We start from the raw sequence: 25,152 nt of genomic DNA, 5'->3' as shown, positions 1-25,152 counted from the left end.
AAAAATAATTATTGTTTTGTATTTTTTGTATTCTTTAATAAATCAGTGAAAATTACTTGTATAAAAAGCAATTTCCAACTATAATGTCCGTATGGTAAATACAATTGTACTTGTATTGTAGACATGTAGGAAGGGTGAATGGAATGGTTAAATCAATTTCTATCGGATTATTAGGACTAGGAACAGTTGGAAGCGGCGTTGTTCAAATTGTTGAGCGCCACCAAGATAAATTAATGCATCAAATTGGATGCCCAGTTGAAGTTACAAAAATCGTTGTCAAAAATTTAGATAAGAAGCGGGATATTGACATAGACCCTGCCAAATTAACAACTGATCCGAATGAGGTCATTGAAAATCCAAATATCGATATCGTTGTTGAAGTCATGGGCGGAATTGAAGAAACAAGAAACTATGTCATTAAAGCTTTACGTAATAAAAAGCATGTGGTTACGGCAAACAAAGATTTAATGGCCGTTTATGGTGCGGAGCTTTTACAGATCGCAGCAGAAAATGGCTGTGACTTGTTTTTTGAAGCGAGCGTCGCTGGTGGGATTCCTATTATTCGCAGTTTAGTAGAAGGACTTGCATCGGACCGAATCTTGAAATTAATGGGTATTGTCAACGGTACGACAAATTATATTTTGACAAAAATGACAGAAGAAGGCCGCGCTTATGAAGAAGTATTAAAAGAAGCGCAAGCTTTAGGGTATGCGGAAGCAGATCCAACTTCAGACGTAGAAGGTTTAGATGCTGCTAGAAAAATGGCTATTTTAGCGACATTAGGATTTTCAATGTTGATCGATTTGGACGATGTGAAAGTAACCGGCATTTCCAACATCACAGAAGAAGACTTAGAATATTGCAAACGCCTTGGTTATACGATGAAATTGATCGGTATTGCCAGCCGTGATGAACAAGATAAAGTTGAAGTAAGTGTTCAGCCAACATTGTTGCCGAATTCACATCCACTGGCATCTGTAAATGATGTTTTCAATGCTGTTTATGTATATGGGGAAGCTGTAGGCGAAACGATGTTTTATGGACCAGGTGCTGGACGGTTGCCAACTGCCACAGCTGTTGTTTCTGATGTCGTTGAAGTTATGAAAAATATGAGATTAGGTGTCAATGGCAATCGATTTGCTGCACCACAATTTACGAAGCAGTTAAAATCAGATGAAGAAATCTATTCTAAATATTTCTTGCGTATTCATGTGAAAGATCAAGCAGGTGCATTTGCTGCGATTACATCTTTATTTGCTGACTATAATGTTAGCTTTGAGAAAATTTTACAACTTCCATTAAAAGATAGTGATTTAGCAGAAATTGTAATTATCACTCACCAAGCTAGCAAAAAAGCTTATGATGAAATTATGAAAAAATTAAATTCTTTAGATGTTGTTTATGAAGTAAAAAGCAGCTACCGAGTCGAAGGAGAGGAAGTTTTATAATGTCAAAAAAATCTTTTCGAATAACTGTACCGGGCTCAACGGCCAATTTAGGGCCCGGATTCGACTCGGTAGGCATGGCTATTAATCGCTATTTAATTTTGGACGTTACTCCAAGTAATGAATGGTTGTTCGTACCAAAGGTGAGCGAACTTGCCGGCCTTCCGAAAGGAAAAGACAATTTAATTTACAAAGTAGCATCATCCGTTGCGAAGGATTATGGTATGGACTTGCTTCCGCATAGGGTGGAAGTATCAAGCGACATTCCTTTATCAAGAGGTCTTGGCAGCAGTGCTGCAGCAATTGTTGCCGGCATTGAACTTGCTAATCAATTGCTTGAGCTTCATTTATCATCAGAAGAAAAATTGAGGCGGGCAAGCAATATTGAAGGTCATTTAGATAATGTTGCTGCTTCTTTATATGGCGGCTTGATCATTGGAAGCCATCGTGAAGATGGTACAGATATGGTGCACGGTGGTTATCCTGACATTGACATCATTGTTTATATTCCAAATTATGAACTTGAAACGAAAGTCGCCCGCAGCGTGTTACCGGAACAAATGGAGTATAAACAAGCGGTTCTTGCTAGCGGCATTAGCAATGTCCTTGTTGCCGCCTTATTAACAGACAATTGGGAATTAGCGGGGAAAATGATGGCGAAAGATTTATTCCACCAGCCATACCGTGGAAAACTCGTGCCGGAATTGGAAATGGTGTATGCATTGGCAGATGAACTTGGAGCCTATGGTGTGGCATTGAGCGGTGCAGGACCTACAATTATTTGTTTTGCCCCGAAAGGAAAAGGTACAACCATTCAGAAAAAGCTTCAAGAAAGGTTTACGGAAGCGAGGATCGAAATATTAAAAGTTGATCATGAAGGCCTAGCTATCGAATCGAAATGTATGGTTGATATGTAAAAAAGCAGCCAGAAGGGACCTGTAAGGCTGGAAAGAATAACACGTCCCCTATCTAAAGGATTTCTTACAATGACCAAAAGTAATAAGATTGCCTATATTTAGCTATTGCTAAATATATGGCAATTTTTTTTTATGTTTTGGCAGCATGCAAATATCACTTCCTTAATTTTGTTATCCTCGGCACCGAAAGAAGTGAAATCTATGCAGCTCTTTTTTTTGTCTAAAAAACTATGTCATATTTTCTTACAAGGTATTTAACATTTTTTGAAAACACTGTTAGGATAGTGTTAAATCAATTGACAGAATATTTATTTTTTTTAGGGGGATTGGATCATGGCAACAAAAATTGAGGAAATCAAATCAAATGCAAGCTTTGAGGAAATATGGAAGAAAATAAAACATTACGGACGTGAAGGTTTGGGGGAAATTCCTGATGAAGATCTTCATTTATTGAGATTCTATGGTGTATTTTATAGAAAACCTACTCCAGGTTATTTTATGATTCGTGTCCGTGTTCCGGGAGGTATATTAGAAAGCGGCAAGTTTACCACTTCACAGTTAGAAGCACTTGCGAATATAACAGAAAAATATGGGCGAGATATTATAGACATTACTACCCGGCAACAAGTGCAATTGCGTTGGATTAAGATAGAAGATGTTCCACCCATCATTGAACAGTTAAATCGAGTGGGGTTAACAACGCTGCAAACAGGCCATGATAATATCCGCGGCGTAACGACTTGCCCAGTTGCTGGTTTAAGTGCTGATGAGGTAATGGATACACGTGAATTGGTTAAAGAAGTTAATGATGCGTTTGTTGGAAATTGGAAGTATACAAATCTCCCGCGGAAGTTAAACATTACAATTATCGGCTGCCATGATGATTGTACACATGCAGAAATTAATGATATTGCTTTTACACCTGCTGAAAGAAAGGGTGAAATTGGTTTCCATGTTTGGGTCGGTGGCGGATTAGGTCCATGGGGTACACAGCGTTCGTTATTTTTAGATGCCTTCGTTAGAAAAGAAGAAGTGAAAGAAGTTTGTTTACGTATTTTAGATCTATATACCGAATATGGAAATCGTGAAAAGAGAAATAGAGCCCGCTTAAAATTTATAATTGATGAATGGGGATTAGATAAATTCCGTGAAAAACTACAAAGTGTTCTTTCATTCAAATTGAAAAGAGGTGGCCTGGCACGTACTCATCCACATCGTCATAACGACCATATTGGGATCCATCCACAACATAATCCAAAATATGTGTATGCCGGATTAAATGTATTAACAGGTCGTCTATATTTATCACAAGTACGTGAACTAATAAGAATCGCAAAAGAGTATGGAACAGGTGAGATACGTTTAACAACGGATCAAAATGTGATTATCCCAAATATCCCTAAAGAGAGATTGCTAGAATTTAAGAGCGAACCATTGTTATCAGAACTATCCATCAATCCTAGTCCATTTACTAGAGGATTGATTGCTTGTACAGGAAAAACTTTTTGCCCGAATGCATTAATAGAAACGAAAGATCGTTCAAAGGAGTTGGCTGCTTATTTAGATGAACATGTTGGGGCTGAGGTAATGAAAGCAACAGGCGGTTTAACGATTCATGCTTCCGGTTGTCCAAATTCTTGCGGAAATCCTCATACTGGCCAAATTGGCATTATCGGTAAAAAAATTAAAGTTGACGGCAAATTTGTTGAGGCGGCAGATATTTACTTAGGAGCTGAATTCGGCTTATATGGTGGTTTTAATGAATTATGGAAGTCGCGTGTTCCATTCGAGGAAGCGGGTCCACTACTTGCGGAAGTTATTAAACGCTTTGTTTCACAAAAATATAAGTATGAGACATTTCGTGAATGGTGTATTCGTGTAGGAGAAATTAAAGGTTCTTTAAATGAATTTGCACCTATGATTCACGAACGATAGGTCAGACGATGGTAGGGAGATTATTATATTTTAAAATCATAGTAAACAGGGAGTGATCGTATGGATTATGTAAATCCGTCCGACGTTGTTGAAAGTATGGTTGAAGCAGGTGCGAAAAAAGCAAAATTACCTGTTCATCAATTATTGGTAAGAGGATTTTTAGGAGCTGCTTTATTAGGTTTTGCGACAACATTAGCTTTTACATTCGAGTTGCAAACGAAAATTGGAATGCTTGGGGCTATCATATTCCCTGTTGGTTTTGTAATGATTATTCTTCTTGGATTAGAATTGGTCACAGGCAGTTTTGCATTAATCCCACTTGCGGTTATGGAGAAAAAAGCAACCGTTTCAGAAATGTTACGCAACTTTTTTTGGGTTATTATTGGCCATATCATTGGTGGCATCATCTACGGTTTGATGATATACGTATCAATAACAAATTTTGGTCAAACATTTGAAAATCCTTTAACACAAAAAATTATAGCTGTTGCAGACGTTAAAACGAATGGGTATGCTACCATGGGGGCTGATGGTTTATTAATAGTATTTATTAAAGCGATGCTTTGTAACTGGATGGTAACATTGGGGGCCGTACTTGCAATGGTATCTAAAAGCACTGCTGGAAAAATCATTGCGATGTGGTTGCCTATAACGACTTTCTTCGGACAAGGTTTTGAACACGCTGTTGTTAATATGTTTGTAATTCCAACAGGAATCTTATTAGGTGCAGATGTAACGATCATCGATTGGTGGTTATGGAATCAGATCCCCGTAACTATCGGAAATTTAGTCAGCGGATTTTTATTTACAGGTTTAGCTCTATACTTCATTCATAAAATTTCAGCTAAGAAAAAAGAACAACCACAAGAGGTGCATGAAAGATTAAAGAAAGTGTCCTTCTAAGATTTAAATTAAGTAGAAAATGCTCGGCTGGGCATTTTTTTGTTTAAAAATCATTTTAGGAGGAATTATAGTGAACCATGTGAAGGAGAAAAGCATTAAAGAGATGGTTGCCCCAATGATCAACAATCCAGAGATTCCTTGTCAATATTTTGAATTAGGAAGCTTGTTAGTCAATGTTTTCAAAAGTTCCGATGGGTTGATGGAGTATAGTATTTTCAAAAAATGCGGTGCATATCAAATGTACAGCCGTGTTGAGTTATTAACGGTTGGCTTAATGAGTAAAGAAAAATTAACAAAATTTTTGCTTACATATCATTATTCTAAAATGGAGGAAATGGATTGAATTCATTGCTGTAAACCGAATTCGAAAAATCTAAAAGTTATAAAAAAAGAGCGAAATTAGAAAACGATCAGTTTTCCAATTCGCCCTTTTTTGGGATTTTGTAGCAAATTGCCACAATTCCGAATTTTAATTGGAACTTTTAAAGTTCACGAAAAAAATCAAGTGAATGTCAAATTTACATTAACATGATCGAACGTAATTTCTGCATCTATTTCACATATCCGATAAAGAGCTCCTTTTGTCATAAGATTTTTTGCGTAAATGAAGCGATGCAAAAGGGCTCTTTTGCTTTTCATTAAAATACTTGTTCTACTTCTACGATACCTGGTACTTCTTCGATAAGAGCACGTTCGATTCCTGCTTTTAACGTAATAGTCGAACTAGGGCAGCTGCCGCATGCTCCCATTAAACGCAACTTGACTACGCCGTCTTCAACATCTACAAGTTCACAATCGCCGCCGTCACGTTGCAAGAATGGACGAAGCTTATTAATTACTTCCTCAACTTGTTGAAATATATCTTTATTGCTCATTAATATCGCTCCTTTCTTACCTCCCTATTATAATTGGTAGCTTCATAAAAATCTATTCAAACAACTTGGATTTCAAATAATTTTCCAGTGAGCGAAAAATTTTTTTAAAATGACGTTCATGGTGTACAATTGTAACAAGCCTCCTAATTTAATTTGCTTATAAGGCGAAAATCAGTAAGGAGAGAAAAAAAAATGGATCAAAAAAAAGCCAACATCGTTGTTTATGGAAGCGATTATCCGTGCCCTAGCTGTGTACATTCTCCGTCATCGAAGGAAACTTATGAATGGCTAAAAGCAGCTTTGGAAAGAAAATATCCGAATCAGCCATTTACTATTGAATATATCGATATCGAAAAATGTTCTCATACAGATTCTTACATTGAATCCATTCGGGAAGGAAAGATTTTCTATCCGGCTGTCGTCATAAACGGTGATCTTGTCGGGGAAGGAAATCCACAGCTAAAAACAATTTTTAAGAGCATGGAAGAGCTCGGATATACACCAAGTTAAATGTAGAAAAGGAATGATGTAACATATATGATTAACCCACTTATTGAATTTTGTATTAGCAATTTAGCAAATGGTGCTCAAAAAGCAAGAGAAAAACTGGAAAAAGATCCGAATCTAGATATTATTGAATATGGCTGTTTAAGCTATTGTGGAAAATGTGCCCATACATTATTTGCTTTAGTTAATGGTGAATTTGTTTCAGGAAAAACACCTGATGAATTAGTAGAAAATATTTATAAATACTTGGATGAAAACCCAATGTTTTAAAAATTGCCGGCAATTATTGCCGGCTGTTTTATGCTTGCTTCATAGCATTCCTTGTTGCGTACCATTGCTCACGGGCAAAATTAATAATTTTTGTATCAAGCACCCTATTTTTCATGTCAACGACTTTTGCGAAAGTAGAGATTGCCTCTTCGTAATGCCCCAATCGTTTATGATATTCACCAATTAAATATAAAACGTGGATTTCAGTCAAATTAGAATTGCCATAATTAGCATCCGCATATGCGGCATTTAAATAATCCAATGCCAACATCATAAAACGTTTTTCTTCTTCACCATTGTTTATTTTTCGGTAAAGCCATGTAAGTCTAAGCAGTAAATTTGCGATGACAATAGCTCTCTCTTTCTTTAAGCTAGCACAGTATAGTGCTAGTTTATAGGTTTGAATCGCTTTGGGAATCGTTCTTTCTTCTCCGAAATTTTGTGGAACCCATTTTGCAGATACAGATTGTAGGAGAGTTTCTTTTGTACCTTCAGCAAAATAGGGAGAAAAATGATCTGTATAAGAGTATCCGCATGATGGACAAACTTTTACAAAGTAAAGGAGCGGGCTGATTGTTTCATCTTTATATGTAGGACAAAAGTCAGTATCTGTATGTTCAAGCTTTATAAAACGGGTGCGGATTTTTTTAGTAGTAAAAGCAGTTTGGCAAAGCGGGCATGTTTCCTTTTTATCATATAAAGGTGGTATTTTGACCTCCGTCATGTTGTTTCTCCCCTATTGATTAAAGTGAAATTGAGACTTATGTCTTAGTAATATTTTAATGGACGTTCAGCAAATAAAAAAGAGGGTATAAATGAAAAACATGGTAACTTTCTTAAATTTATTTTCATTTTTAATTCTTTAAAAAATGAGGAGAAATGAAAAACACTGCAAAAGACCGAATGAATGCCTTTGCAGTGTTTTCCAGTTAAAGAGAAACGGGGGATAAATATATTATCGGCAATCGTCCTGCTTTTTAAACATGTACGTTATTTTCTCATACATCATATAATCATATAAATTGAGATGATGATTAAGCAACTTATTTTGTAGTCATTGTTAAAAATTAGTATACTTAAAGCAAGCCAATACGATTAAGGAGGCAATACGATGAATTTGACGATTACGGAAGCTTGTGCTCAGCAAATTTTTCATATGATGAAAGAAGAAGGGAAAGAAAACAGTTATTTACGTATTGGGGTTACTGGCGGAGGTTGCAGCGGTTTATCTTATAGAATGGGTTTTGAAGAAGAAAAATCTGATAATGATTTGCTTATTGAAGAGCATCAAATAAAAATTTTAGTCAATAAAGATGACGCACCTCTATTAGATGGGGTAAAAATTGATTATATACAAAACATGATGGGCGGCGGTTTCACCATTGATAACCCGAATGCGATTGCCACTTGTGGCTGCGGATCTTCTTTCCGAACAGCTAAAAATGCGGGAACTCCTGAGGAATGCTGACCGATATATCAACGTTTTTAGCGATATTTTGACCGTGATATTATTTTCTGTTATCTAATCGTTAACTGGATGCGAGGGTTGCGGATAACGTGTAAAAATAGGGGCGGCCACAAGTACTGACGTGTATAATAACAACCTTAATTTTCGCTTATATGGATTGTTAATTACGACCTTTTTAGCGGTAAAAGTAAAATTTTATCGTTAAGGAGGTCGTTTTTGTTTTGGCCTTAAAAAAGCGAGTAAAACGAATAAGTCATCCAAAAAGTATTTACCCGAAGTTAACACTTAAACAGGCACTTGATTTAGTTATTGCCGGTAAAAAAGCAGAGGGAGTACGTGAAAGAACGTTAAAAGACTACGTTAAAATGTTTGGTTATTTTACGAAATGGCTAGAGGAAAATTACGAAGATATTGAAACTGTTGACCAACTAACAGCAGATGTATTTCGAAATTATATCCATTACATGAAATACGATAAGCGTAAATACGACGGTCATAAATACATCAAATACGAACAACAACCGATAGGTCTATCTGATACAACGATTAATATTAATCTTCGCTGCCTGCGGTCTATGTTTAATTACCTAGAACGCGAGGAATTCATTGAAGTAAACCCAATGGCGAAAATTAAACTAATACGCCAGGATATCGACTTGACAAATTGTTTAACGGACGACGAGATCAAAGAGATATTAAGACAACCCGATCAAAAGGATTATGTAGGGTATCGTGATTTTGTCGCTATAAATTTAATGTTAGATTCCGGCCTTCGAATTAATGAACTACTAAATTTACGTGTCGGAGATATAGACTTTCAAACGAGATTTATTACATTATCTGGGGAAGTAAATAAGAATCGTAAGCCTAGATTAGTGCCTATTTCTGCTTATGTAGTTAAATTGTTATTGCAATTAATCAACGAGAACCAGACACACTTTAAAACCGATCGAATATTCTTATCGTCTTACGGGGAACCTTTAGGCGCAAATCATTTTAATAAACGATTGAAATATTACGCAGAAAAAGCAGGGATTACCGGTAAGAAGGTAACTGCCCATGTATATAGGCATACATGGGCAAAAAATATGATACTTAACGGCTGCGATCCGTTCACGCTTCAAAAAATCGGAGGATGGGCGGATATACGCACTATGAGGCGGTATATACAAATGGATTTAAAAGAAATGCGAGAAAGTCACGATAATTATTCACCATTATTGAAATTGAGAAATAAACGTAGATAAAAAAGAAAAGGACGCCGACCGCGCCAATGGTCAAACGCCCACAAATCCCATAAGTAACTTTATAATATCGAAAAAAAGACGATTCGTCAATTTGTATTCGTCTATACATAAAATAGAACATATATTCGATATTATAACGGGCAACGGCGTTCTTCTAATCGGAGGAGAACGAAATGGCAAGGAGAAAAATCGAAATAATCGCAAGTGAGGAAACGTATCGCAATCTAGCGACATTCACCGATATTAATCAATTAAATAACGCCGTGCGTCATTATAAGCGCCAATATGCCGATCAATTAACGAATACAGCAGTAAAGGTATTAGACGTATTACATCGTTATTCAGCGAAGTATACCGGCGTGTCATTCCTAGCTAAGAATACAATAGCGGAAATAGTAGGAGTAAGCCGCCGTACTGTAATACGAGTATGTCAATTATTAGAATCGTTAGGTATCGTTAAGCAGTACGAAATGAAACGAAGCAGCGATATGAAACAAACGAGTAATGCTATCGTTATCCAGCCGATAGAAGAATTGCAGACGACGGAAACTGTCACACAAGAGGCCACCGATAATAGCGCAAATATGTCACACGAAAACAAATTCAATTCTATTAAAACAAATAATATAAATAAACGTATAGAGCGTGTGGATAACGATAATATCGAATCTATCAAGCTAGATAAATCGTTTACTAGCGATTATGTACCGGAGCCGTTTAAACAATTAGTAGGAGCGTTCTTTAACGATGCAGCTACAATCGAAGAATACTGGCGAATGGTTCGGATAAGTGCATATCATATTCGTGATATATACGAATTAACGGATAATGACGTATTAAATCTCGGTATGGAATCGTTTAGGCAAACTGTCGCCAAATGGAGGAAGAAACGTATAAAAACGAAACCAATCGCATATTTTTGGGGTGTTATCAATCGAAAAATAGACTATATGTTTTTCGAGTTTTTACGAGATAACGGCGGTCATTATTACGTCAGTTAATGTCGGTTATGACCGAGTATTAGCGGTTATTATCGGTTATTACGATATACTAACGTTATAAAGGCTAACGCCTTGTAGTCGGCATAGCCGCCTACTATCTTTATTATCAGTAAGTATCGTATAGAACGGTAGAAACGTTTGAGTATCGTCTAATAGCTGGAAATAACTGTATAACGATAGTTTACAATTAACGGTATTTCCAACGTTTAAAGACGTTATAACGGTATGTATCGAGTATTTATCGCATTGGTATCGTAATAGTATCGATTACATCTGCTGCAACGTCCAAGCGGACAGACGGCTTAAAAACTCTAGGGTTGGGCGTTAAATACGAATATAACTTTATGCAATTTTATTAACGAGGTAGTGATCGCATATAGCCGATAAACCGCGTCATATCAACGATGTATAAAAACGTGTATATTGACATTATTTTCGAACTAAATAAACCGCGGTATATCAACGTTTTTATTTTATATTAATTCGTAATAATAATATTTTACGTAATAATCTAGAATATTTATGCAAGGTGTATACAATCGGTTTTATAGAGAACGGCATACCCCCAAGCCGACCTTTAATACTCCCTCAACAGGTGTATTTAAAATTCGCGAATTGTTTTTCATACTCGGGGGTAAAAAATATACGCAATATTTTTTAACACTGGAGGGTTAGATTAGAACGGACTACATTTCGGAAACCAAGCTAAATCGTGATGATTTAACGAAAGGTCAAAAAGGTTGTATCGTCCTTAATCGCTATGAAGTAAGTGAGAGAATAAAAGCTAAAGAAAGGCAAGGTCAAAGAAATGACATTGTACCAAACTTGGTACAAAGTGATTCGGGTAGAATTAACGAGATATTAGCTAAAAACGAAGGTATTTCCGTTGGAACAGTACACAATGACCTAAAAGTTATTAAAAAGTTAGAAGAGCAAGAAGAAAAATAAGAACGTAATAAATACCGGTAGAAATAAAAAAGCGCTGGGAACGTATCCAAGCGCTTATTCCTCGTTATTTTCTTCAATAATAAATAAATCCTCGATACTTAATCCTAACGCACGACTAATGATTACTAAAGTTTCAATATCATATCTATTTTGTCGGTCAAATCTACTTATCGTTGCTTCTGTTGTACCTGCTTTAGCTGCAAGGTCTTTCTGTTTCCAACCGCGTTCTTCCAATATTTTATTAAGTCTAGGCGTTACTTTATAACGTGCCATTTCTCCAATCCCCTTCGTATTCCTTTTTCTTACATATTACACATTCGAAATTTTTTCGTCAAACTATATTGACTTACGAATTACAGTTATGTAATATGTAATTAAATAAATTACACATATGTAATTTGTAAGGAGGCATTAAAAATGAAAATCCACGTAAAACGTGACAACCTAAAAGGATATCAAAAAGCCTATATCGAGTTAGCAGACATCGAAGAATGGGCGACTATTCGAATGGCGTTACGACATTACAAGGAATGGATGGAAGAGCATAACTGGCATAAGGACGACAACGAAGGTATCCGCGACATGTACGAAAAAACGAAAATAGCGCTCGAAGAATTAGACCCGATCAATGAAGTCGCGTGGAATGGAGGTTGTTTGAAATGATTTACGGACGTTATATTCGCGGCCGTGCTTACGTTAAGATTCGCGGCAGCTATTATCCATTATCGATGTTTTTACGAAAGGAAGGTCGTAAATGAGTAAACCGCGCATAGTCACAATTATAAATAATTGTCGGAGTGATGATACAGGTAAACCGTTCGGCATCGAAGAAAAAGGGATATTATACGGCGACAATCGTTTATTATTAGCGGATGATAGCGGATTATCTGTGTGGGAATTAACACTAGGCAAATTGGAAGTGACGGACGAGACGCCTTGCATCGCTCAAATAAATTTACCGTGGTTAGACGACCCGTATACTAGCGTTGATTTATCGAAACTAATCGATATGTCGCTATTCGACTTCCTAGATTACGTTAGTTCGTTAGAATATCGAAATAAAAAGCGCTGGTAACGGCAATTACCAACGCAAAATAAAATACACATTTCGGAGGTATTATACAATGTTTGGCACGTTAAGTAAAGGTAGTTTAGTCGTTTATGATACGGATTTTGAAGGTTCTTATTTTGAATGGTACTTCGATATTTACTTTATTACCGATGAATTGGCGCTTGTAATCGATGAAGAATCGAAAACAGTATTTATGGATATCGTAGAGCCTAGCTGGTTATTTCCGGGATATTACGAAACAATAGAAGGCATGGCGGAGTTTTGTTACGACCGTTCACCGCAGGAAACATACAAAGAGATTAGCGCTTATTTAAACGAAATGGCGGAAGGATTACGTTTAGTTATCGATAGTATGTCGTTAGAAATCAGACAAGCTAGATGATCGGAATACCAACGGCGGCAAACGTTGGCGCGTATAATCGACCCGTGGCGGCAAACGCGGGTATGTAATCGGCTTCTTACTCTATAGGCGGGAGTGAGAGGCCAAAAATTTTTTAAAGGCGTAAAAGTCGCATGGTTCAAGGCGTCGGGGCACTTTTTACTGATGCGAACAAATGTTTTTGTACCAATTTGACCTTTTTATTTGGGTATTAAATATAGAACGGTAATTTTTCGGGATTTACGCACACTTGATTGTAATTAATACGCATAGAGTCGTATAGGCGAAAAAAGTTTCGTACAAAGTGTGTAGTTCGATGAAGAAAATTGTAATTAGTAGTAGAGGGTAAATTTACGTCAGATTGACGCTTGGCGATTAATAAAACAAATTTAACTAAGGGAGAGATTGAGAAAGTAACTCAAAAAACGGCAAGTTACATGGAAAAATTCCAGTTGAAATATTTGCCATCTTAATATTGGACAAGCCCGGCTATTCACGTTAGAGCAGTCGGGCGCTCCATTATATCAATTATTAATTTATCGAAAGGGTGATGGAATGAAAGGAAGCAGAATTGTATTTAACAAGTCGGAAAAGTTGGAGGATAGTTTCTTTATAAAATTACCATCGAATTTAAAATGGTATATCTATATCGATGGCTATAAGGCGGAAATGAATTATTTGTATGCGTTAATCGTCGATTACTACAACGCTGATGAAGGTTGTGCCTATCCGTCGATGTTACGGTTATCGCGTGAATACGGTAAAACAGAACCTACGACTAGAGCGCACTTACAAACGTTAAAAGACGTCGGGTTAATCGATTTTACCGATATTCGAGGAAAGAAGTATTATGTACCGTTTATTCCGCTAGATCAGGAAGAACTATTTCGCCAATTTCCGGAAGCCGAGGAAAAATATAAAATAGCGTTACAAAAGGAAGAACAGGAACGGAAGCGCAGCCTCCGTAATTGGGTTAGTAAATTCCATACCGTAAATAATTAACGGTATAATCGTAAAGTTTTAACGTTATGAATAGTGACGAATTTACGGTTAACTAGATTTAACTAACGAGATTTAAAGAACTAGATTTAAAAAGATTGTGGCGGTTATTAGCGATATAAAAGTTATACGGATATATTCGCTAACACTCATATATCCGGTAAGTCATTTTTCTTTGAAAAATAACTTACTACTATTAATAAGAATATATTTTCGATATTAAATACGTTAGTAATAAAGAACGGTATTAGACGTTATATTATACGAAGTATTAAACGGAGAATGTAAAACATTCAAACGTAATACTAAGGTAATATATTAATTCTTCGGCGTTCTTTTTAAATAAAAGAATAAATAATAGAAAAAGGACAAGATAAACGGCGCAGCCGGCGTCGTATTTTAGGAGGGAGTTAATGCTCGCATTATTAATGACTAAAAATATCGATAATTCTATCAAGGAATTAACCATAGAAGTTAATCGCAGGTTCAAAGAACACGCCGAAAGTTTACCGTTTAATGTATTAGTCAGTACGGTAAAGACTGATTTTCCTAATATGAAAAACTCCGATTATTTGATGCATAGTAACACGCCATTAGTCGAACGTATGCGAATAGCAGAAGAATTAGCGACTATTATTCGTGGACAAGCCTACAACGATAAAGCTGTGTCAGCTATCGATTTACTAACCGACTTTATTTTAGCGGAGGATCACGCAAGAGGGTTGATGTTGAAACGTTCGCCAAATAACGAGGAATCAGCGTTAGAGGAATTGCGGAAGGAATATCCACCATTAGGCGAAGGGGCGCAGGAATATATGAGGAATTATATCGAGCGACAATATATCGGAGTGCCGTTATCAATCGGAGAAAAGCGACAGTTAGCAAAGTTAACGGTTAAACGTTGTGAAATATGTGAATCGGAATTTATCGATAGAACAAAGAATGGAATCGCAAAAGTATGCGGTGATAGTTGTCGAAAGGAAAAAGAACGTCGACGTCAAAAACGATTGTACAACAATAACGTTTATAATATCGACGAGGCGCGTTATAAACGAGATTGGCAACGACAGCAATATGAATATCCGTTCTTCAGTCCGAAGGAACTATATGAATTACTTGTTTACGGTGAGATTGTGCTAAATGCTGATTCGTTTAACCGCGGTAAATTGTCAAAAAAAGCATATACAACAATCGATGGGGAAAGGTCGCCGCACGATTACGGCGGAAGAAAGAAACCAGTATTTAAAAGTTTAAACGAAATTGAAAACGATAAAAATTACGAAAAATTAAGTCAACGTTACGACCCACGTGGTAATGACCGCAGGGAATTAAATTGGAAGAATTTAAAAGACGAATACGATAGGAATTGTGGTGAGGTTATATCGTATCATATTACAGAATTAGACCGATCTAAAGACTTCTCGGTATCTAGGAAAATACACGAACGTTTACTCGAAATTTACGAAAATAGGGTAGTAGAAAAATGTATATAAGTGGGAAGAAAACTTCCCGTCATTCAACGTTTCCTTTGTTTTTCGTATTCATGCCGACTGCTACTCCTTTTTTCGTAGTTGGCTTAGTAATTTTTTGAAGTAATATTGAAGTTAATTGAAAGGAGTTGAAACAATATGAAACCTGAAACATTTAAAGCGATTAGATATGAAAAAAATAAAACGCAAGCAGAGTTCGCTAAAGAGTTAGGCATTAGTAAAAGTATGGTTGAGAAAATAGAATCGGGGTTTGTAAAGGTCACTCCTCGCGTTCGTATGAAAATTGCAAAAGTATTCGATATTACAGATGAATTTATCGAGAACTTAGAAAAAGCTGATAAACTATCTAAACTTTAATTTTTTTGGGCAAATTTTTAAAACAACAAAAAACCACAATTATATTATATAAGTCAATGTATATTCTGTCAACAGAAAAGGAGTTTGAAAAAATGTGTACCACAAATAACGAAGAAACACGTCAATGCCGCATATGTGGCCAAATTAAACCGTTAGATCAATTCGAGAAGGATAAGCGTCAACCTGGAGGAATAACAAATCGTTGCGCTGCCTGTAAATACAGTTATTACGAAACATTACGAGGTCGAGCGAATCGGGCGTACCATAACGCGAAAGAAAGAGCGGAAAAATTCGGCGTGAAAAACGATTTATCTTTTGAGCAAGTTATTAAGCTATTTGAGGTATTCGACGGTTGTTCGTATTGTGGCTGCCTAGAATCGGACGGAGAGCCAATTGAACTCGAACATATTGTAAGTATGAGCAGGGGCGGTGCTAATAGCCTTGATAACGTACTACGAGCATGTAGAAGGTGTAATACTCGAAAGTCCGATAAACCGTTAGTTACTTTCTTTTTGGAAAACGAAGAATTTACAGACGATCATATGGCTGGGATTATTTATTACCTGTCCATGATGCGAGGTGTTCCAAAGGAACAAGTAATCGCAGAATTAGTTGATGCACATGCTCATTATACAGCAGAGATGATGTTTAAACAGCTTGATAGAGAAATGAAGATCGCAAATGAGCAAGTCGGTTAGAAAAGTAGTTCAAATAATTACCGGCCAAGTGCTATCGGAGGTAATCGAATGTTAAGAGATTTTCATGTAATGATATGTTCTCCTGGTCTGTTATATCCGTCAGGTGACAAAAAACAGATCGCCCGTGTTACTTACGAAGGTAAAACCGTTGAGTATAAGTTTGGGGTGTGGGTATCGGTAGAGCGAATAATTGATTTAATATCTCAAACGTTGCTCGATAGAGATTTTCCGCAACGTAAGAAAAAGAAACAGCGATTACTAGAAAAAATGATAAGGGAGTTGGAAGAATGACTGAATTTAAAGTCGTAAAAGTACATCATTGGTATGGAAATGATAGCGCCTGCGATGATTACGAAGCGATTATTTGCGATGATGGAACGATAATTCCTTTAGAAGAATACGAGGATATGGAGTTGTTAGAACGTGGGTCGACGGAACTCAAATAAACAACACAGAAGAGATAAGCGAAATACAGAATCCTTACTGGTAGAAAAAGGTATAAAAGATGATTACTACCCCTATTATTTAAAGAAATTCATTAATGAAAATCCGGAGTTTGAACATTTGAAATTTCCTAAGCGTAAGAAACGGGGTGATAAATATAAACGAGATAAAAATCGTAGTTTTAACGAAAGCACTAGATCGCAAAGCAACGGAAATAATGGCTTGGGCAATCGTGGAAGAAACAGGAGAGGTAATAACAACTAAAGCAAAGATTACGGCAAGTATAGACCTACATCGAGAAATTGAAAAAATAGTGGAACAGGTTAAAGATGAGGTGATGCGGACACATGACGGATTACTCGTTTGATGAAGTCGTCTATATAGACCTTTGCGTCACGAAATTACCTGATAATAAATTTATTGCCGGCGCCGATTTTAAAAAGCGTGATGAAAACGGCAAACATCACACGTTTAAAGTGGCAAGTCTTTATATCGATAATGACGATATTGATAGTAATAATAAAGCGATTGTCCACGTGTTATTTATTCTGCTTGATGAAATACCACCAGGAACAAAACTTGTGAAAATAAAAGGAAATAATAGTGCATTTTATAAACGTAGGCAATTAGAAGGGAAAATTGTTAGAAAAATGGCTGAAAATGATTTCAAAGTAACTGTATGGCACAAACGTGATTTACTAAATAAAAATCATAACATTGCATTATTGGTCAATGACGCACTAAAACGCAAAAGTTCGGTAATAGCAGATGTTTAACGGAGGTGTAAATGATGATAACAAGCCATTATCTATTTCCGCGTGATATACCGTTAAATAATAAACCAATGCCACAGTCAGAAATAGTACAAAAACCAACGGTTACAGTAAGGCATAAAATTAATACGTCGTTTGGCTCGATCAATAGCGATTTAATACTAGAGGCTATTGATGTAAATACCGGTGAAGTAGTAAAAACGAAAACACATCGTATATGTAGTTTCGATGTGCGTAAGTCAAAAATAATTGTCTATAAGCATGAATTTGCAGAAGAACTAAGAAAAGATGGGTTGATAGTGGATGAATGAATTAGCAATCGCAAATATTGAATACATCGAATCGCAACCGTTTTTAGTCGTCATTTTGTACGGTAAAGACGGTTATTTTATCGATAACATTATCGTACCTTATGAAAATACGAAAATAGCGATTAGATGGTTAAAAGCGTTAAGAAATCGGCACGGAATAAAATCGCTCAATGTATGGACAAGTAACCAGGAGTTATACGGTGCAATGCTTGAAACGGTCGGAATCGCTGGCGAAATAAAGCATACAGACAATACGAGCGAGACAAAACGAATGATTGACGAGTATAAGAAGTTATTAGCGGAATTACACGAAATTAAACCGACTAAGCCGATACCGAAATTACCTAAATGGCGTTATCGGTTATTTATTATGCTTACAAAACTAACGAATTTAATCGGAGGGAACGGAAAATATGACATTGAAATTTGACTTATTAGAGAAATATCTCGAGCAAAAGCAGGCAATAGCAGACGCTATGCAGGAATTAATTGAACGAGAGGAAAAGGCAAAGGCAGAAGTTGAATTGCTAAAAGCAAAATACGAGGAAACATTAAAAGAATCAGTAACAAGTGGTAAGGATAAAACGGCCGAATTAGACAAACTAGCTGAACAAATCGAGGAAGCGAAGAAAATAGCACAACATCGAAGAGAAGAACGTTATATGTATTCGGCATTACGGCCGTTAGAAAAGATAAAAGGAGAGGATTTAGTCCATGCCTGGAATAATGAATTTATACCGTTGTTTAAGGAAAAACGCTTTAATGCCGTATTGGATAGGTTGTTAAAAGCTAAACGGGAATATGCCGAGGCGGAACTCGATTATTATAAAGCGGTAGATGAGTTTGAAAGTATATTAAGTGATGTTAGAAGTGAGGTTGGAAATGAATATTATTATAAATTTAAAAATGTTAAATTTAGTTCAACAACGCAAAGAGATAAATATTTGTTAACAAGTAGTGATCTTTATGATTTAGGGAAAAAAGAAATGCCGCGAAGTATTAGCTATGGAGGTAATGAATAATGGGTTTTATAAGTTTGAGTAAACTAGCAGAAATGAAATTAATGGCGAGAGGTAATCCACGAAAAATAGCGGAATATAATCTCAAAGAAAGAGAATATTACGATTTTATTAAACAGTATTTTGACGATGAACATAAATTCGTGGATTCTCCGAATGAGTTTTACATTAAGGAAGTAGAAGAAAAAGCAAAATCCGGCGATGAAATGGATGTAATGCGTTATAAAATACTAAAAGATCGTTTTGATTATTATCAATCTTTTAAAGGGAGTAAACGCATTGATAATGCAAGGGAAATTCGTAGCAAATTACAGGCTAAACTGCAAAACGGCGATAAAATTACTAAAGATGATTTAACAGCAGCCGAGAAGTTAGCGCGGACATATCCAGGGCCAGACAGTTTAGTCTTATATTCACGGATTAAACGTGAAATTGATAGTGCAGACGCTGAATAATTATCGGCGTCTTTTTTTAATTCAAATAGAAACTAGGAGGCTATTAAAAATGAAAATTTATAAAGATGAAAAAGGATTAATTGAGATTACTGGCGATGAGACAGTCGTTGTAAGAACGGAAGGGAAAGACGTATCAAGCGTTGATATTAGTAATGTAAGGATAACCGCCGATAATTTAGCGGATTTTTACAACGTTGCAGCGCAAAGAAAAGACGAGGAATCAGCGTTGAAATGCGTTGCATTAAAACAGAAATACCTAGAGACATTCGGAACGAACGTCGAGTAATCGGCGTTCTTTTTATTTTAATTTAGGAGGTGAAATGTATGAGTAACAAAGTAAACGACGCTAGAATTATGCGAATTCAGCGTGTGCTGAACGATATTCAAAAAGCCGTCAATCAAATACCACGTGGTAATATATCGCAAAGTGCTGTACGCAGAATTGACGATAACAAACTAGTTTTGCAGGTAATCGCAAGTAATGACGCAGAACTAGCGCCAGTCGCTAATAAAGTAAGTCAAGCAGTCGATGTATTTAAGTCGTTTGCTCGCAAATTCAACGCTGGTAATAATGCAGACGTTGAAGCGCGAGATTTTGAACGATTAATGAATGAAATTGCAGAAATGACCGTATAGAAAGGAGGTGTTACGTAATGGCTTATAACTTAACGGCAGTCTTACAATTAAAGGATAAATACAGTAAACCAATGCGCCAAGCTATTAAAGTTACTGAACAACTAAATAAAGCAACAAAGATTGCTCAAAAATCTACAGATACATGGCGTAATGCAAACGGTCGTCTCCGTGACAGTATGGGGCGTTTTATTAAAGACGGGAACTTAGCGACAAAAGTTTTTAGTGGTATAACCAAAGGTGCAGGCGGTGCATTATCTTCCGTTACGAAGTTGACTGGTGCGTTTGTTGCGTTAAGTGCTGCAATCGGAGGGTATAAACTATCAAAAGGCATTTTCGACAAAACAATCGGAGAAGCAGCGAAATACGAACAATCGTCAGTTACCGTTAAAACAATGTTTCAAGATGACGCCAAGTATCGTGAATTTGTTAAAATGGCGGAAAGAGTGGCGATTGAATCACCGTTACTTAATTCGCAAGATTTATTCGCTAATGCAAAATCGTTTGTAACGAAAACTTCCGATATTAAACAGCTCGAACGTATCTTTAAGATTATAGAGAAGTTAAACGTTATCGACCCTGTACAAGGTGTGCAAGGTGCTGCGTTATCGCTAAAGGAATTACTTTCAGGCGACATCGTATCGATGTATGAACGCTTTGAAATCTTTACACGCGATGAGTTAAACGCAATCAAAGACTTACCGTTAGGTAAACAGTTAGATGCGTTCGAAAAATTGCTCAAAAAGAAACGTATTACAGACGAAGTAGTAACGGAATTAGGTAATACAACGCTCGGTATTTGGAATCAAATAAAAGAGCAAACCGACGTAGTATTACGTACAATGGGCCAGCCTGCGCTAATGCGTATCCGCGACTTCTTGGCGAGAGTAAATAACGAAATGCAGAAGGGTGATAAAAGAGGTATTGAATCGTGGGGCGCTAAGGTACTTGATGGCATAGCAAAGACGTTCGTAACCGCAGCAGATAACGCCGGCAAGTGGATTAAAGGAATTATGGATAATCCAGAATTTAATAAACAAAAGACGCTAACCGCGAAAATTGAGTTTATTTTTGACGACTTGTATGCAAAATTTAAAAACTGGTACGATAGCGGTGGTCGCGATCAGTTTGTTAAGACAACTACAAAAATTACCGAGGTATTGGCGGAAGGTATTCACGGTGCTAGTACGACATTAACACCTATTGCTGCACAGTTAGGGGCATCTATCGGTAAAGGTATTGCTGACGGTCTTAAAAGTTATATGGAGAATCATCCGATAACAAAGGTTGTTTCACCTTATGCGAGTGACAGGGTGGATATGCTTAAAGGTAAAGTGCTTAATTGGGGAATTAGTAAGACGTTTGAAATACTAGGAGCAGAAAAGGTTCCTAAAGGCAGGTCTCATGCAAGCGGTTTATCGTATGTGCCTTATAACGGTTACACAGCGATTTTACACAAGGGCGAACGAGTATTAACACCGGAGGAAAACCGAGAGTATTCAAAAGGTGGCGGTGGTATTCATATCGCCAAACTAGCCGAACATATCGTAGTTCGGGAAGAAGCGGATATCGATAAAATCGCTTGGAAAATAACGAAGAATTTACAAAGGGCGGTAGAAGCAGGGGCTTAATTTTTCTTTGTGTCGAAGATAACGGCGCTCATTCCGTTATCTGAGCAAACCTCCTTAATGTCAGGTATTAATTTGGCCTAATTCTCGTTTTATTTAACGGCGTTCCTTCGGGAGCGCCTATTTTGCGAGGTGATGTAATGATTGACATTAACAAAATAAAAGAGGAAATCGACAAGTATGAACATTTAATTAGAGAAGATAGAATCGCACGAGGATTACCTCCAGAGCGACCAGAGAAATTCTTACCGGTTACAATATCGGTAATACTATGCGAAAAACTTGCGCATTTATATCCAATATTCGTAAAGTACACGAAATTAACGTATGATTCCCAGACGTTAATTCCATTCGATGTGTCTTATTTCGATAAGTATCGCGATATTATCGATTTATTATCGTTAACTGTGAATACGGAATGTTTGATTTATAACGCTGGAATAAAAGGCGCAATCAATACAATCGAAGAAGTAAACGAGGCACTATCAAAAGGTGACCTCGATAAAGACCCTATAAAAGTCGCGACAAAGTTATACCTATGTTTATCGATAATAGGTAGTAACCCGCCAACTATCGATTGTGCTTATGACTATAAGAGCGATATGAGTTTCTATGAACAGATTAAACCGTATAAGGAAGAATATGAACGATTAAAAACCGATGAAGCGTTGTTTAACGCTGAGGTTGAGAAGTACCGTAAAAGGTACGATGAAATAAAGCATTTATTATAAGGAGGTGTAACGTATGGCAACATTAGACGAATTAAAGATGAGGCTAAACGATTTACAAATTAGAGCTGCTCATTTATTAGTCGCAAATAGTTTCGCAAATAGAGAAGATCGCAAAACAAAACAGGAAATAGCGGATGAGTTAGGAATCTCGCGTCAATATTTATGGCGATGGGAAAATAATGACCGTGACTTTATCGCTTATAAAGCGGCTTTAAGTGATATGTTTCTCGAAAGTTACCGTGACCTAGCCGATGCTCAATTAATCAAACTGATTAAAGGAACGTCTAATAACGGTATTCCGTCAATTAAAGCGCTTGAACTGTATTATAAACTAAACGGTCGATTAGTTAATCGTAGTGAAGTCGATATTAATGAGAACATTAATCGACCGCGTTTAACGCAAGCGGAAATTCAACGTGGATTACAAGAGTTAGAAGAAATGTTAAAGCATTAATTTATCGATAATTACACCTCAATAATAGTCCTCCTAGTAATTAAAAATAATACCGTCCTTCATAGCGAGGGGCGGCCTCTTTTTTATGCCTTCATATGTTTTAAACGTGTTTGAGAATCGCCTTATAACGAAATTATCTTTAATATAACGAGTAATAGGTCGTCTAATTCACTTATAATTGCGAATATGTCACTTTACAATGTTTATCCGTTTGGGTAATATTATGTTAACGATATTTACCGCTATAAAGCGTGAATATTAACAATCATCAAAGCGAAAAACAATCCTCGTTAACTACATAAAACGTTGATATTATCGCATTTTATCTAACGGATAACTGACCGTATAATTCACCATTGATAACCCGAATGCGATTGCCACTTGTGGCTGCGGATCTTCTTTCCGAACAGCTAAAAATGCGGGAACTCCTGAGGAATGTTGATAGAAAAATTTGAAAAAAGTTTTATATTAAGAGCCAATTTACGGTGGCTCTTATTTTTTTGAAGAAAATTGCGATCCGGCTGCTTATTTGAATCAGTTGTATGTGAGCGGAGTAAGTGTTGGAGTGGGAAAAAGATTGCAGGCTAGACTTACTAAGTTTTGGTAGTTATCAATGTGTTGTTTTTTTCTAATTTTCAATAGACGGATCTCGATTTTTTGGTCTGAAAATTTAGAAATATCTTTTTTTAAACAAAGTAGTTGCTAAATGTTGAAAAAAAGAATATGATGTGACTATAAAATATAAATTTTTTGTTACAAAATAACGAAATTTTTGTGAACGAAACTCCTCTTTATTTTAAAAATTCTTTAGCTTTCTATACGTTGGTTTGTGAAATTTTTAACAAATGATTTGTGAAATGTGTAACAAATTATAAATTTATTACAGTTTACAAAACATAATGAACAAAAGGAAAAGGTGGATGTGATACTTTGAATACTTTGAAAAGACCAAATGTTGTCATCTTAGGTGCTGGATACGGTGGATTAATGACTGCTGTGAATTTGCAAAGGACATTAGGTGTTAACGAAGCGAACATTACGCTTGTGAATAAGCACGATTACCATTATCAATCTACATGGCTGCATGAAGGAGCTGCTGGAACGATCCATCATGATCAAATCCGCATTCCTATTAAAGATGTCATTCAGTCAAACAAAATAGATTTTGTTAAAGATACTGTCGTGGAAATTAACCCGAAAGAAAAAAAGGTTAAGTTGGAAAATGGTGAACTTTCATATGATTATCTAGTAATTGGACTAGGTTTTGAAGCTGAAACTTTCGGGATCAAAGGTTTAAAAGAGTATGCTTTTTCAATTGCTAACATTAATTCAGCGAGATTAATTCGTGAACATATTGATTATTGCTTTGCAAGATATAATAATGAACCTGAGGAAAAGCGGGATGAATTACTAACATTTGTTGTCGGTGGCGCAGGCTTTACTGGTATTGAATTTTTAGGAGAACTTGTCAATCGTATTCCGCAATTATGCCAAGAATTCGATATTGACCGTAAAAAAGTACGCCTCATTTGTGTGGAAGCAGCTCCAACTCCATTGCCTGGCTTTAATCAGCAGCTCGTTGAATATGCGATGGATTATTTGGAGCAAAGAGGTGTTGAATTTAAGTTAGGCACGATTATTAAAGAGTGCTCACCGGAAGGTATTATTGTTTCAAAAGATGATGAAGTAGAAGAAATTAAAGCTAAGACTGTCGTATGGGCAGCTGGTGTGCGCGGCAACTCAATCGTTGAAAAGAGTGGTTTTGAGACGATGCGTGGCCGTGTGAAAGTAGAGCCGGATTTAAGAGCTCCTGGTTATGAAGATGTATTTGTCGTCGGTGATTGTGCCCTATTAATTAACGAGGAAATTAATCGTCCTTATCCGCCGACAGCACAAATTGCAATCCAAATGGCAGACACATGCGCTGCGAATATTGCTGCGCTTGTTAGAGGAAAAGAAGAAGAAATACAGAAATTTGTTCCAAATATTCGGGGAACCGTCTGCTCTTTAGGACATGATGATGCAATGGGCATTATTTTTGGCAACCGTAAACTATACGGTACGCAAGCAGCAATTATGAAAAAAATCATTGATAACCGCTATTTATGGAAACTTGGCGGCTTGTCATTAGTATTGAAAAAAGGCAAGTTGAAATTCTTCTAATAACATTTTGAATAAAAGATTGCAAAAAGC

34 protein-coding genes and 1 pseudogene are annotated in these 25,152 nt (G+C 36.5%); 32 read left to right on the top strand and 3 right to left on the bottom strand.

The genetic code is table 11. The features are described 5' to 3' along the window. Window positions 1-143: 143 nt before the first annotated feature. The 5 genes from HR057_RS08095 (at window position 144) to HR057_RS08075 (ending at window position 5,543) form a co-directional block, all read left to right on the top strand. On the top strand, window positions 144-1,448 hold the full coding sequence (locus tag HR057_RS08095; RefSeq protein WP_173730932.1) for a homoserine dehydrogenase: 1,305 nt from the start codon (window positions 144-146) through the stop codon (window positions 1,446-1,448). After that, complete coding sequence (gene thrB, locus HR057_RS08090) at window positions 1,448-2,362, top strand: homoserine kinase (protein WP_173730931.1); 915 nt, start codon at window positions 1,448-1,450, stop codon at window positions 2,360-2,362. Before HR057_RS08095 ends, thrB begins: the two co-directional genes overlap by 1 nt. 333 nt (window positions 2,363-2,695) lie before the next feature. Further along, window positions 2,696-4,297: a nitrite/sulfite reductase gene (locus tag HR057_RS08085; protein ID WP_173730930.1), complete on the top strand. Its 1,602-nt coding sequence runs from the start codon at window positions 2,696-2,698 to the stop codon at window positions 4,295-4,297. Between the two features lie 60 nt (window positions 4,298-4,357). Then, on the top strand, window positions 4,358-5,200 hold the full coding sequence (locus tag HR057_RS08080; RefSeq protein ID WP_173730929.1) for a formate/nitrite transporter family protein: 843 nt from the start codon (window positions 4,358-4,360) through the stop codon (window positions 5,198-5,200). Window positions 5,201-5,270: 70 nt separating this feature from the next. After that, the gene (locus HR057_RS08075; RefSeq protein WP_173730928.1) at window positions 5,271-5,543 is read left to right on the top strand and encodes a hypothetical protein; all 273 of its coding nucleotides are present in this window, start codon (window positions 5,271-5,273) and stop codon (window positions 5,541-5,543) included. A gap of 295 nt (window positions 5,544-5,838) precedes the next feature. Here the strand turns inward: HR057_RS08075 and HR057_RS08070 are convergent, their stop codons facing one another. Next, window positions 5,839-6,075: a NifU family protein gene (locus HR057_RS08070; RefSeq protein ID WP_173730927.1), complete on the bottom strand. Its 237-nt coding sequence runs from the start codon at window positions 6,073-6,075 to the stop codon at window positions 5,839-5,841. Window positions 6,076-6,267: 192 nt separating this feature from the next. On the opposite strand from HR057_RS08070, the gene HR057_RS08065 reads away from it, so the two are divergent. Next, entirely contained in the window at window positions 6,268-6,585 is a 318-nt protein-coding gene (locus tag HR057_RS08065; protein ID WP_173730926.1) for a YuzD family protein, read from the top strand. A 27-nt stretch (window positions 6,586-6,612) separates the two neighbouring features. Further along, window positions 6,613-6,852 carry a YuzB family protein gene (locus HR057_RS08060; protein ID WP_173730925.1) on the top strand — a complete coding sequence of 80 codons (240 nt, stop codon included), beginning with the start codon at window positions 6,613-6,615 and terminating at the stop codon, window positions 6,850-6,852. A gap of 28 nt (window positions 6,853-6,880) precedes the next feature. Here the strand turns inward: HR057_RS08060 and HR057_RS08055 are convergent, their stop codons facing one another. Beyond that, window positions 6,881-7,576, bottom strand: coding sequence for a DUF2225 domain-containing protein (locus tag HR057_RS08055; RefSeq protein ID WP_173730924.1), 696 nt, complete (start codon window positions 7,574-7,576; stop codon window positions 6,881-6,883). 387 nt (window positions 7,577-7,963) lie between these two features. Between HR057_RS08055 and HR057_RS08050 the strand changes: the two genes are divergently transcribed. From HR057_RS08050 to HR057_RS08040, 3 genes are all read left to right on the top strand, one after another. Beyond that, complete coding sequence (locus tag HR057_RS08050; RefSeq protein ID WP_173730923.1) at window positions 7,964-8,320, top strand: HesB/IscA family protein; 357 nt, start codon at window positions 7,964-7,966, stop codon at window positions 8,318-8,320. Between the two features lie 221 nt (window positions 8,321-8,541). Beyond that, window positions 8,542-9,567: a tyrosine-type recombinase/integrase gene (locus HR057_RS08045; RefSeq protein WP_173730922.1), complete on the top strand. Its 1,026-nt coding sequence runs from the start codon at window positions 8,542-8,544 to the stop codon at window positions 9,565-9,567. Window positions 9,568-9,830: 263 nt separating this feature from the next. Further along, window positions 9,831-10,568: a helix-turn-helix domain-containing protein gene (locus HR057_RS08040; RefSeq protein WP_329955852.1), complete on the top strand. Its 738-nt coding sequence runs from the start codon at window positions 9,831-9,833 to the stop codon at window positions 10,566-10,568. 1,002 nt (window positions 10,569-11,570) lie between these two features. Here HR057_RS08040 and HR057_RS08035 read toward each other — a convergent pair. Continuing rightward, window positions 11,571-11,789, bottom strand: a complete 219-nt coding sequence (locus HR057_RS08035) for a helix-turn-helix domain-containing protein (RefSeq protein WP_173730920.1) — start codon at window positions 11,787-11,789, stop codon at window positions 11,571-11,573. Between the two features lie 144 nt (window positions 11,790-11,933). Between HR057_RS08035 and HR057_RS08030 the strand changes: the two genes are divergently transcribed. The 22 genes and pseudogenes from HR057_RS08030 (at window position 11,934) to HR057_RS07925 (ending at window position 25,122) form a co-directional block, all read left to right on the top strand. Continuing rightward, entirely contained in the window at window positions 11,934-12,179 is a 246-nt protein-coding gene (locus tag HR057_RS08030) for a hypothetical protein (RefSeq protein ID WP_173730919.1), read from the top strand. A gap of 91 nt (window positions 12,180-12,270) precedes the next feature. Then, window positions 12,271-12,591, top strand: coding sequence for a hypothetical protein (locus tag HR057_RS08025; RefSeq protein WP_173730918.1), 321 nt, complete (start codon window positions 12,271-12,273; stop codon window positions 12,589-12,591). Window positions 12,592-12,640: 49 nt separating this feature from the next. Beyond that, window positions 12,641-12,970, top strand: a complete 330-nt coding sequence (locus HR057_RS08020) for a hypothetical protein (RefSeq protein WP_173730917.1) — start codon at window positions 12,641-12,643, stop codon at window positions 12,968-12,970. Window positions 12,971-13,522: 552 nt separating this feature from the next. Continuing rightward, complete coding sequence (locus HR057_RS08015; protein ID WP_173730916.1) at window positions 13,523-13,969, top strand: helix-turn-helix domain-containing protein; 447 nt, start codon at window positions 13,523-13,525, stop codon at window positions 13,967-13,969. A gap of 410 nt (window positions 13,970-14,379) precedes the next feature. Continuing rightward, a complete protein-coding gene (locus HR057_RS08010) occupies window positions 14,380-15,459 on the top strand; it encodes a hypothetical protein (RefSeq protein ID WP_173730915.1) in 1,080 nt (359 codons plus the stop codon). Between the two features lie 135 nt (window positions 15,460-15,594). Further along, window positions 15,595-15,813, top strand: a complete 219-nt coding sequence (locus tag HR057_RS08005; RefSeq protein ID WP_173730914.1) for a helix-turn-helix domain-containing protein — start codon at window positions 15,595-15,597, stop codon at window positions 15,811-15,813. A gap of 92 nt (window positions 15,814-15,905) precedes the next feature. Further along, on the top strand, window positions 15,906-16,511 hold the full coding sequence (locus HR057_RS08000) for an HNH endonuclease (protein ID WP_173730913.1): 606 nt from the start codon (window positions 15,906-15,908) through the stop codon (window positions 16,509-16,511). 48 nt (window positions 16,512-16,559) lie between these two features. Beyond that, the gene (locus HR057_RS07995) at window positions 16,560-16,802 is read left to right on the top strand and encodes a hypothetical protein (protein ID WP_173730912.1); all 243 of its coding nucleotides are present in this window, start codon (window positions 16,560-16,562) and stop codon (window positions 16,800-16,802) included. Beyond that, window positions 16,799-16,957 (top strand): hypothetical protein, encoded by a 159-nt coding sequence (locus HR057_RS07990; protein WP_173730911.1) that lies wholly within the window; start codon window positions 16,799-16,801, stop codon window positions 16,955-16,957. Before HR057_RS07995 ends, HR057_RS07990 begins: the two co-directional genes overlap by 4 nt. Window positions 16,958-17,103: 146 nt before the next feature. Continuing rightward, window positions 17,104-17,322 carry a hypothetical protein gene (locus HR057_RS07985; RefSeq protein WP_173730910.1) on the top strand — a complete coding sequence of 73 codons (219 nt, stop codon included), beginning with the start codon at window positions 17,104-17,106 and terminating at the stop codon, window positions 17,320-17,322. Then, window positions 17,303-17,731: a hypothetical protein gene (locus HR057_RS07980; RefSeq protein WP_173730909.1), complete on the top strand. Its 429-nt coding sequence runs from the start codon at window positions 17,303-17,305 to the stop codon at window positions 17,729-17,731. Before HR057_RS07985 ends, HR057_RS07980 begins: the two co-directional genes overlap by 20 nt. A gap of 14 nt (window positions 17,732-17,745) precedes the next feature. After that, window positions 17,746-18,039 carry a hypothetical protein gene (locus HR057_RS07975; protein ID WP_173730908.1) on the top strand — a complete coding sequence of 98 codons (294 nt, stop codon included), beginning with the start codon at window positions 17,746-17,748 and terminating at the stop codon, window positions 18,037-18,039. After that, on the top strand, window positions 18,032-18,469 hold the full coding sequence (locus HR057_RS07970) for a hypothetical protein (RefSeq protein WP_173730907.1): 438 nt from the start codon (window positions 18,032-18,034) through the stop codon (window positions 18,467-18,469). Before HR057_RS07975 ends, HR057_RS07970 begins: the two co-directional genes overlap by 8 nt. Continuing rightward, on the top strand, window positions 18,453-19,061 hold the full coding sequence (locus tag HR057_RS07965) for a hypothetical protein (protein WP_173730906.1): 609 nt from the start codon (window positions 18,453-18,455) through the stop codon (window positions 19,059-19,061). Before HR057_RS07970 ends, HR057_RS07965 begins: the two co-directional genes overlap by 17 nt. 14 nt (window positions 19,062-19,075) lie before the next feature. Beyond that, entirely contained in the window at window positions 19,076-19,513 is a 438-nt protein-coding gene (locus HR057_RS07960; protein ID WP_173730905.1) for a hypothetical protein, read from the top strand. 49 nt (window positions 19,514-19,562) lie between these two features. Next, on the top strand, window positions 19,563-19,799 hold the full coding sequence (locus HR057_RS07955; protein ID WP_173730904.1) for a hypothetical protein: 237 nt from the start codon (window positions 19,563-19,565) through the stop codon (window positions 19,797-19,799). A gap of 38 nt (window positions 19,800-19,837) precedes the next feature. After that, entirely contained in the window at window positions 19,838-20,149 is a 312-nt protein-coding gene (locus HR057_RS07950; protein ID WP_173730903.1) for a hypothetical protein, read from the top strand. A 17-nt stretch (window positions 20,150-20,166) separates the two neighbouring features. Then, window positions 20,167-21,777 (top strand): hypothetical protein, encoded by a 1,611-nt coding sequence (locus tag HR057_RS07945; protein ID WP_173730828.1) that lies wholly within the window; start codon window positions 20,167-20,169, stop codon window positions 21,775-21,777. Window positions 21,778-21,899: 122 nt separating this feature from the next. Then, the gene (locus HR057_RS07940) at window positions 21,900-22,505 is read left to right on the top strand and encodes a hypothetical protein (RefSeq protein ID WP_173730902.1); all 606 of its coding nucleotides are present in this window, start codon (window positions 21,900-21,902) and stop codon (window positions 22,503-22,505) included. Between the two features lie 13 nt (window positions 22,506-22,518). Next, window positions 22,519-22,959: a phBC6A51 family helix-turn-helix protein gene (locus HR057_RS07935; protein WP_173730901.1), complete on the top strand. Its 441-nt coding sequence runs from the start codon at window positions 22,519-22,521 to the stop codon at window positions 22,957-22,959. 349 nt (window positions 22,960-23,308) lie between these two features. Then, window positions 23,309-23,401 (top strand): annotated as a pseudogene (locus HR057_RS07930) (iron-sulfur cluster assembly accessory protein); the annotation flags it as partial. Between the two features lie 488 nt (window positions 23,402-23,889). After that, window positions 23,890-25,122, top strand: a complete 1,233-nt coding sequence (locus HR057_RS07925; protein WP_173730900.1) for an NAD(P)/FAD-dependent oxidoreductase — start codon at window positions 23,890-23,892, stop codon at window positions 25,120-25,122. The last annotated feature ends 30 nt before the right edge of the window (window positions 25,123-25,152 follow it).

The sequence above is a fragment of the Calidifontibacillus erzurumensis genome, from assembly GCF_013303125.1.
GTDB classification, from domain to species: domain Bacteria; phylum Bacillota; class Bacilli; order Bacillales; family Bacillaceae_J; genus Calidifontibacillus; species Calidifontibacillus erzurumensis.
Note: the sequence above shows the minus strand (reverse complement) of the source record. Positions and strands in the feature narration are given on the sequence as shown.

Excerpts from the sequence above, each read along its gene's own strand:
- HR057_RS08095 (WP_173730932.1), top strand. The coding sequence starts at position 144 with ATGGTTAAATCAATTTCTATCGGATTATTAGGACTAGGAACAGTTGGA.
- thrB (WP_173730931.1), top strand. The coding sequence starts at position 1,448 with ATGTCAAAAAAATCTTTTCGAATAACTGTACCGGGCTCAACGGCCAAT.
- HR057_RS08085 (WP_173730930.1), top strand. The coding sequence starts at position 2,696 with ATGGCAACAAAAATTGAGGAAATCAAATCAAATGCAAGCTTTGAGGAA.
- HR057_RS08080 (WP_173730929.1), top strand. The coding sequence starts at position 4,358 with ATGGATTATGTAAATCCGTCCGACGTTGTTGAAAGTATGGTTGAAGCA.
- HR057_RS08070 (WP_173730927.1), bottom strand. The coding sequence starts at position 6,075 with ATGAGCAATAAAGATATATTTCAACAAGTTGAGGAAGTAATTAATAAG.
- HR057_RS08065 (WP_173730926.1), top strand. The coding sequence starts at position 6,268 with ATGGATCAAAAAAAAGCCAACATCGTTGTTTATGGAAGCGATTATCCG.
- HR057_RS08060 (WP_173730925.1), top strand. The coding sequence starts at position 6,613 with ATGATTAACCCACTTATTGAATTTTGTATTAGCAATTTAGCAAATGGT.
- HR057_RS08055 (WP_173730924.1), bottom strand. The coding sequence starts at position 7,576 with ATGACGGAGGTCAAAATACCACCTTTATATGATAAAAAGGAAACATGC.
- HR057_RS08050 (WP_173730923.1), top strand. The coding sequence starts at position 7,964 with ATGAATTTGACGATTACGGAAGCTTGTGCTCAGCAAATTTTTCATATG.
- HR057_RS08035 (WP_173730920.1), bottom strand. The coding sequence starts at position 11,789 with ATGGCACGTTATAAAGTAACGCCTAGACTTAATAAAATATTGGAAGAA.
- HR057_RS08030 (WP_173730919.1), top strand. The coding sequence starts at position 11,934 with ATGAAAATCCACGTAAAACGTGACAACCTAAAAGGATATCAAAAAGCC.
- HR057_RS08025 (WP_173730918.1), top strand. The coding sequence starts at position 12,271 with ATGAGTAAACCGCGCATAGTCACAATTATAAATAATTGTCGGAGTGAT.
- HR057_RS08020 (WP_173730917.1), top strand. The coding sequence starts at position 12,641 with ATGTTTGGCACGTTAAGTAAAGGTAGTTTAGTCGTTTATGATACGGAT.
- HR057_RS08015 (WP_173730916.1), top strand. The coding sequence starts at position 13,523 with ATGAAAGGAAGCAGAATTGTATTTAACAAGTCGGAAAAGTTGGAGGAT.
- HR057_RS08010 (WP_173730915.1), top strand. The coding sequence starts at position 14,380 with ATGCTCGCATTATTAATGACTAAAAATATCGATAATTCTATCAAGGAA.
- HR057_RS08005 (WP_173730914.1), top strand. The coding sequence starts at position 15,595 with ATGAAACCTGAAACATTTAAAGCGATTAGATATGAAAAAAATAAAACG.
- HR057_RS08000 (WP_173730913.1), top strand. The coding sequence starts at position 15,906 with ATGTGTACCACAAATAACGAAGAAACACGTCAATGCCGCATATGTGGC.
- HR057_RS07995 (WP_173730912.1), top strand. The coding sequence starts at position 16,560 with ATGTTAAGAGATTTTCATGTAATGATATGTTCTCCTGGTCTGTTATAT.
- HR057_RS07990 (WP_173730911.1), top strand. The coding sequence starts at position 16,799 with ATGACTGAATTTAAAGTCGTAAAAGTACATCATTGGTATGGAAATGAT.
- HR057_RS07980 (WP_173730909.1), top strand. The coding sequence starts at position 17,303 with ATGACGGATTACTCGTTTGATGAAGTCGTCTATATAGACCTTTGCGTC.
- HR057_RS07975 (WP_173730908.1), top strand. The coding sequence starts at position 17,746 with ATGATAACAAGCCATTATCTATTTCCGCGTGATATACCGTTAAATAAT.
- HR057_RS07970 (WP_173730907.1), top strand. The coding sequence starts at position 18,032 with ATGAATGAATTAGCAATCGCAAATATTGAATACATCGAATCGCAACCG.
- HR057_RS07965 (WP_173730906.1), top strand. The coding sequence starts at position 18,453 with ATGACATTGAAATTTGACTTATTAGAGAAATATCTCGAGCAAAAGCAG.
- HR057_RS07955 (WP_173730904.1), top strand. The coding sequence starts at position 19,563 with ATGAAAATTTATAAAGATGAAAAAGGATTAATTGAGATTACTGGCGAT.
- HR057_RS07950 (WP_173730903.1), top strand. The coding sequence starts at position 19,838 with ATGAGTAACAAAGTAAACGACGCTAGAATTATGCGAATTCAGCGTGTG.
- HR057_RS07945 (WP_173730828.1), top strand. The coding sequence starts at position 20,167 with ATGGCTTATAACTTAACGGCAGTCTTACAATTAAAGGATAAATACAGT.
- HR057_RS07935 (WP_173730901.1), top strand. The coding sequence starts at position 22,519 with ATGGCAACATTAGACGAATTAAAGATGAGGCTAAACGATTTACAAATT.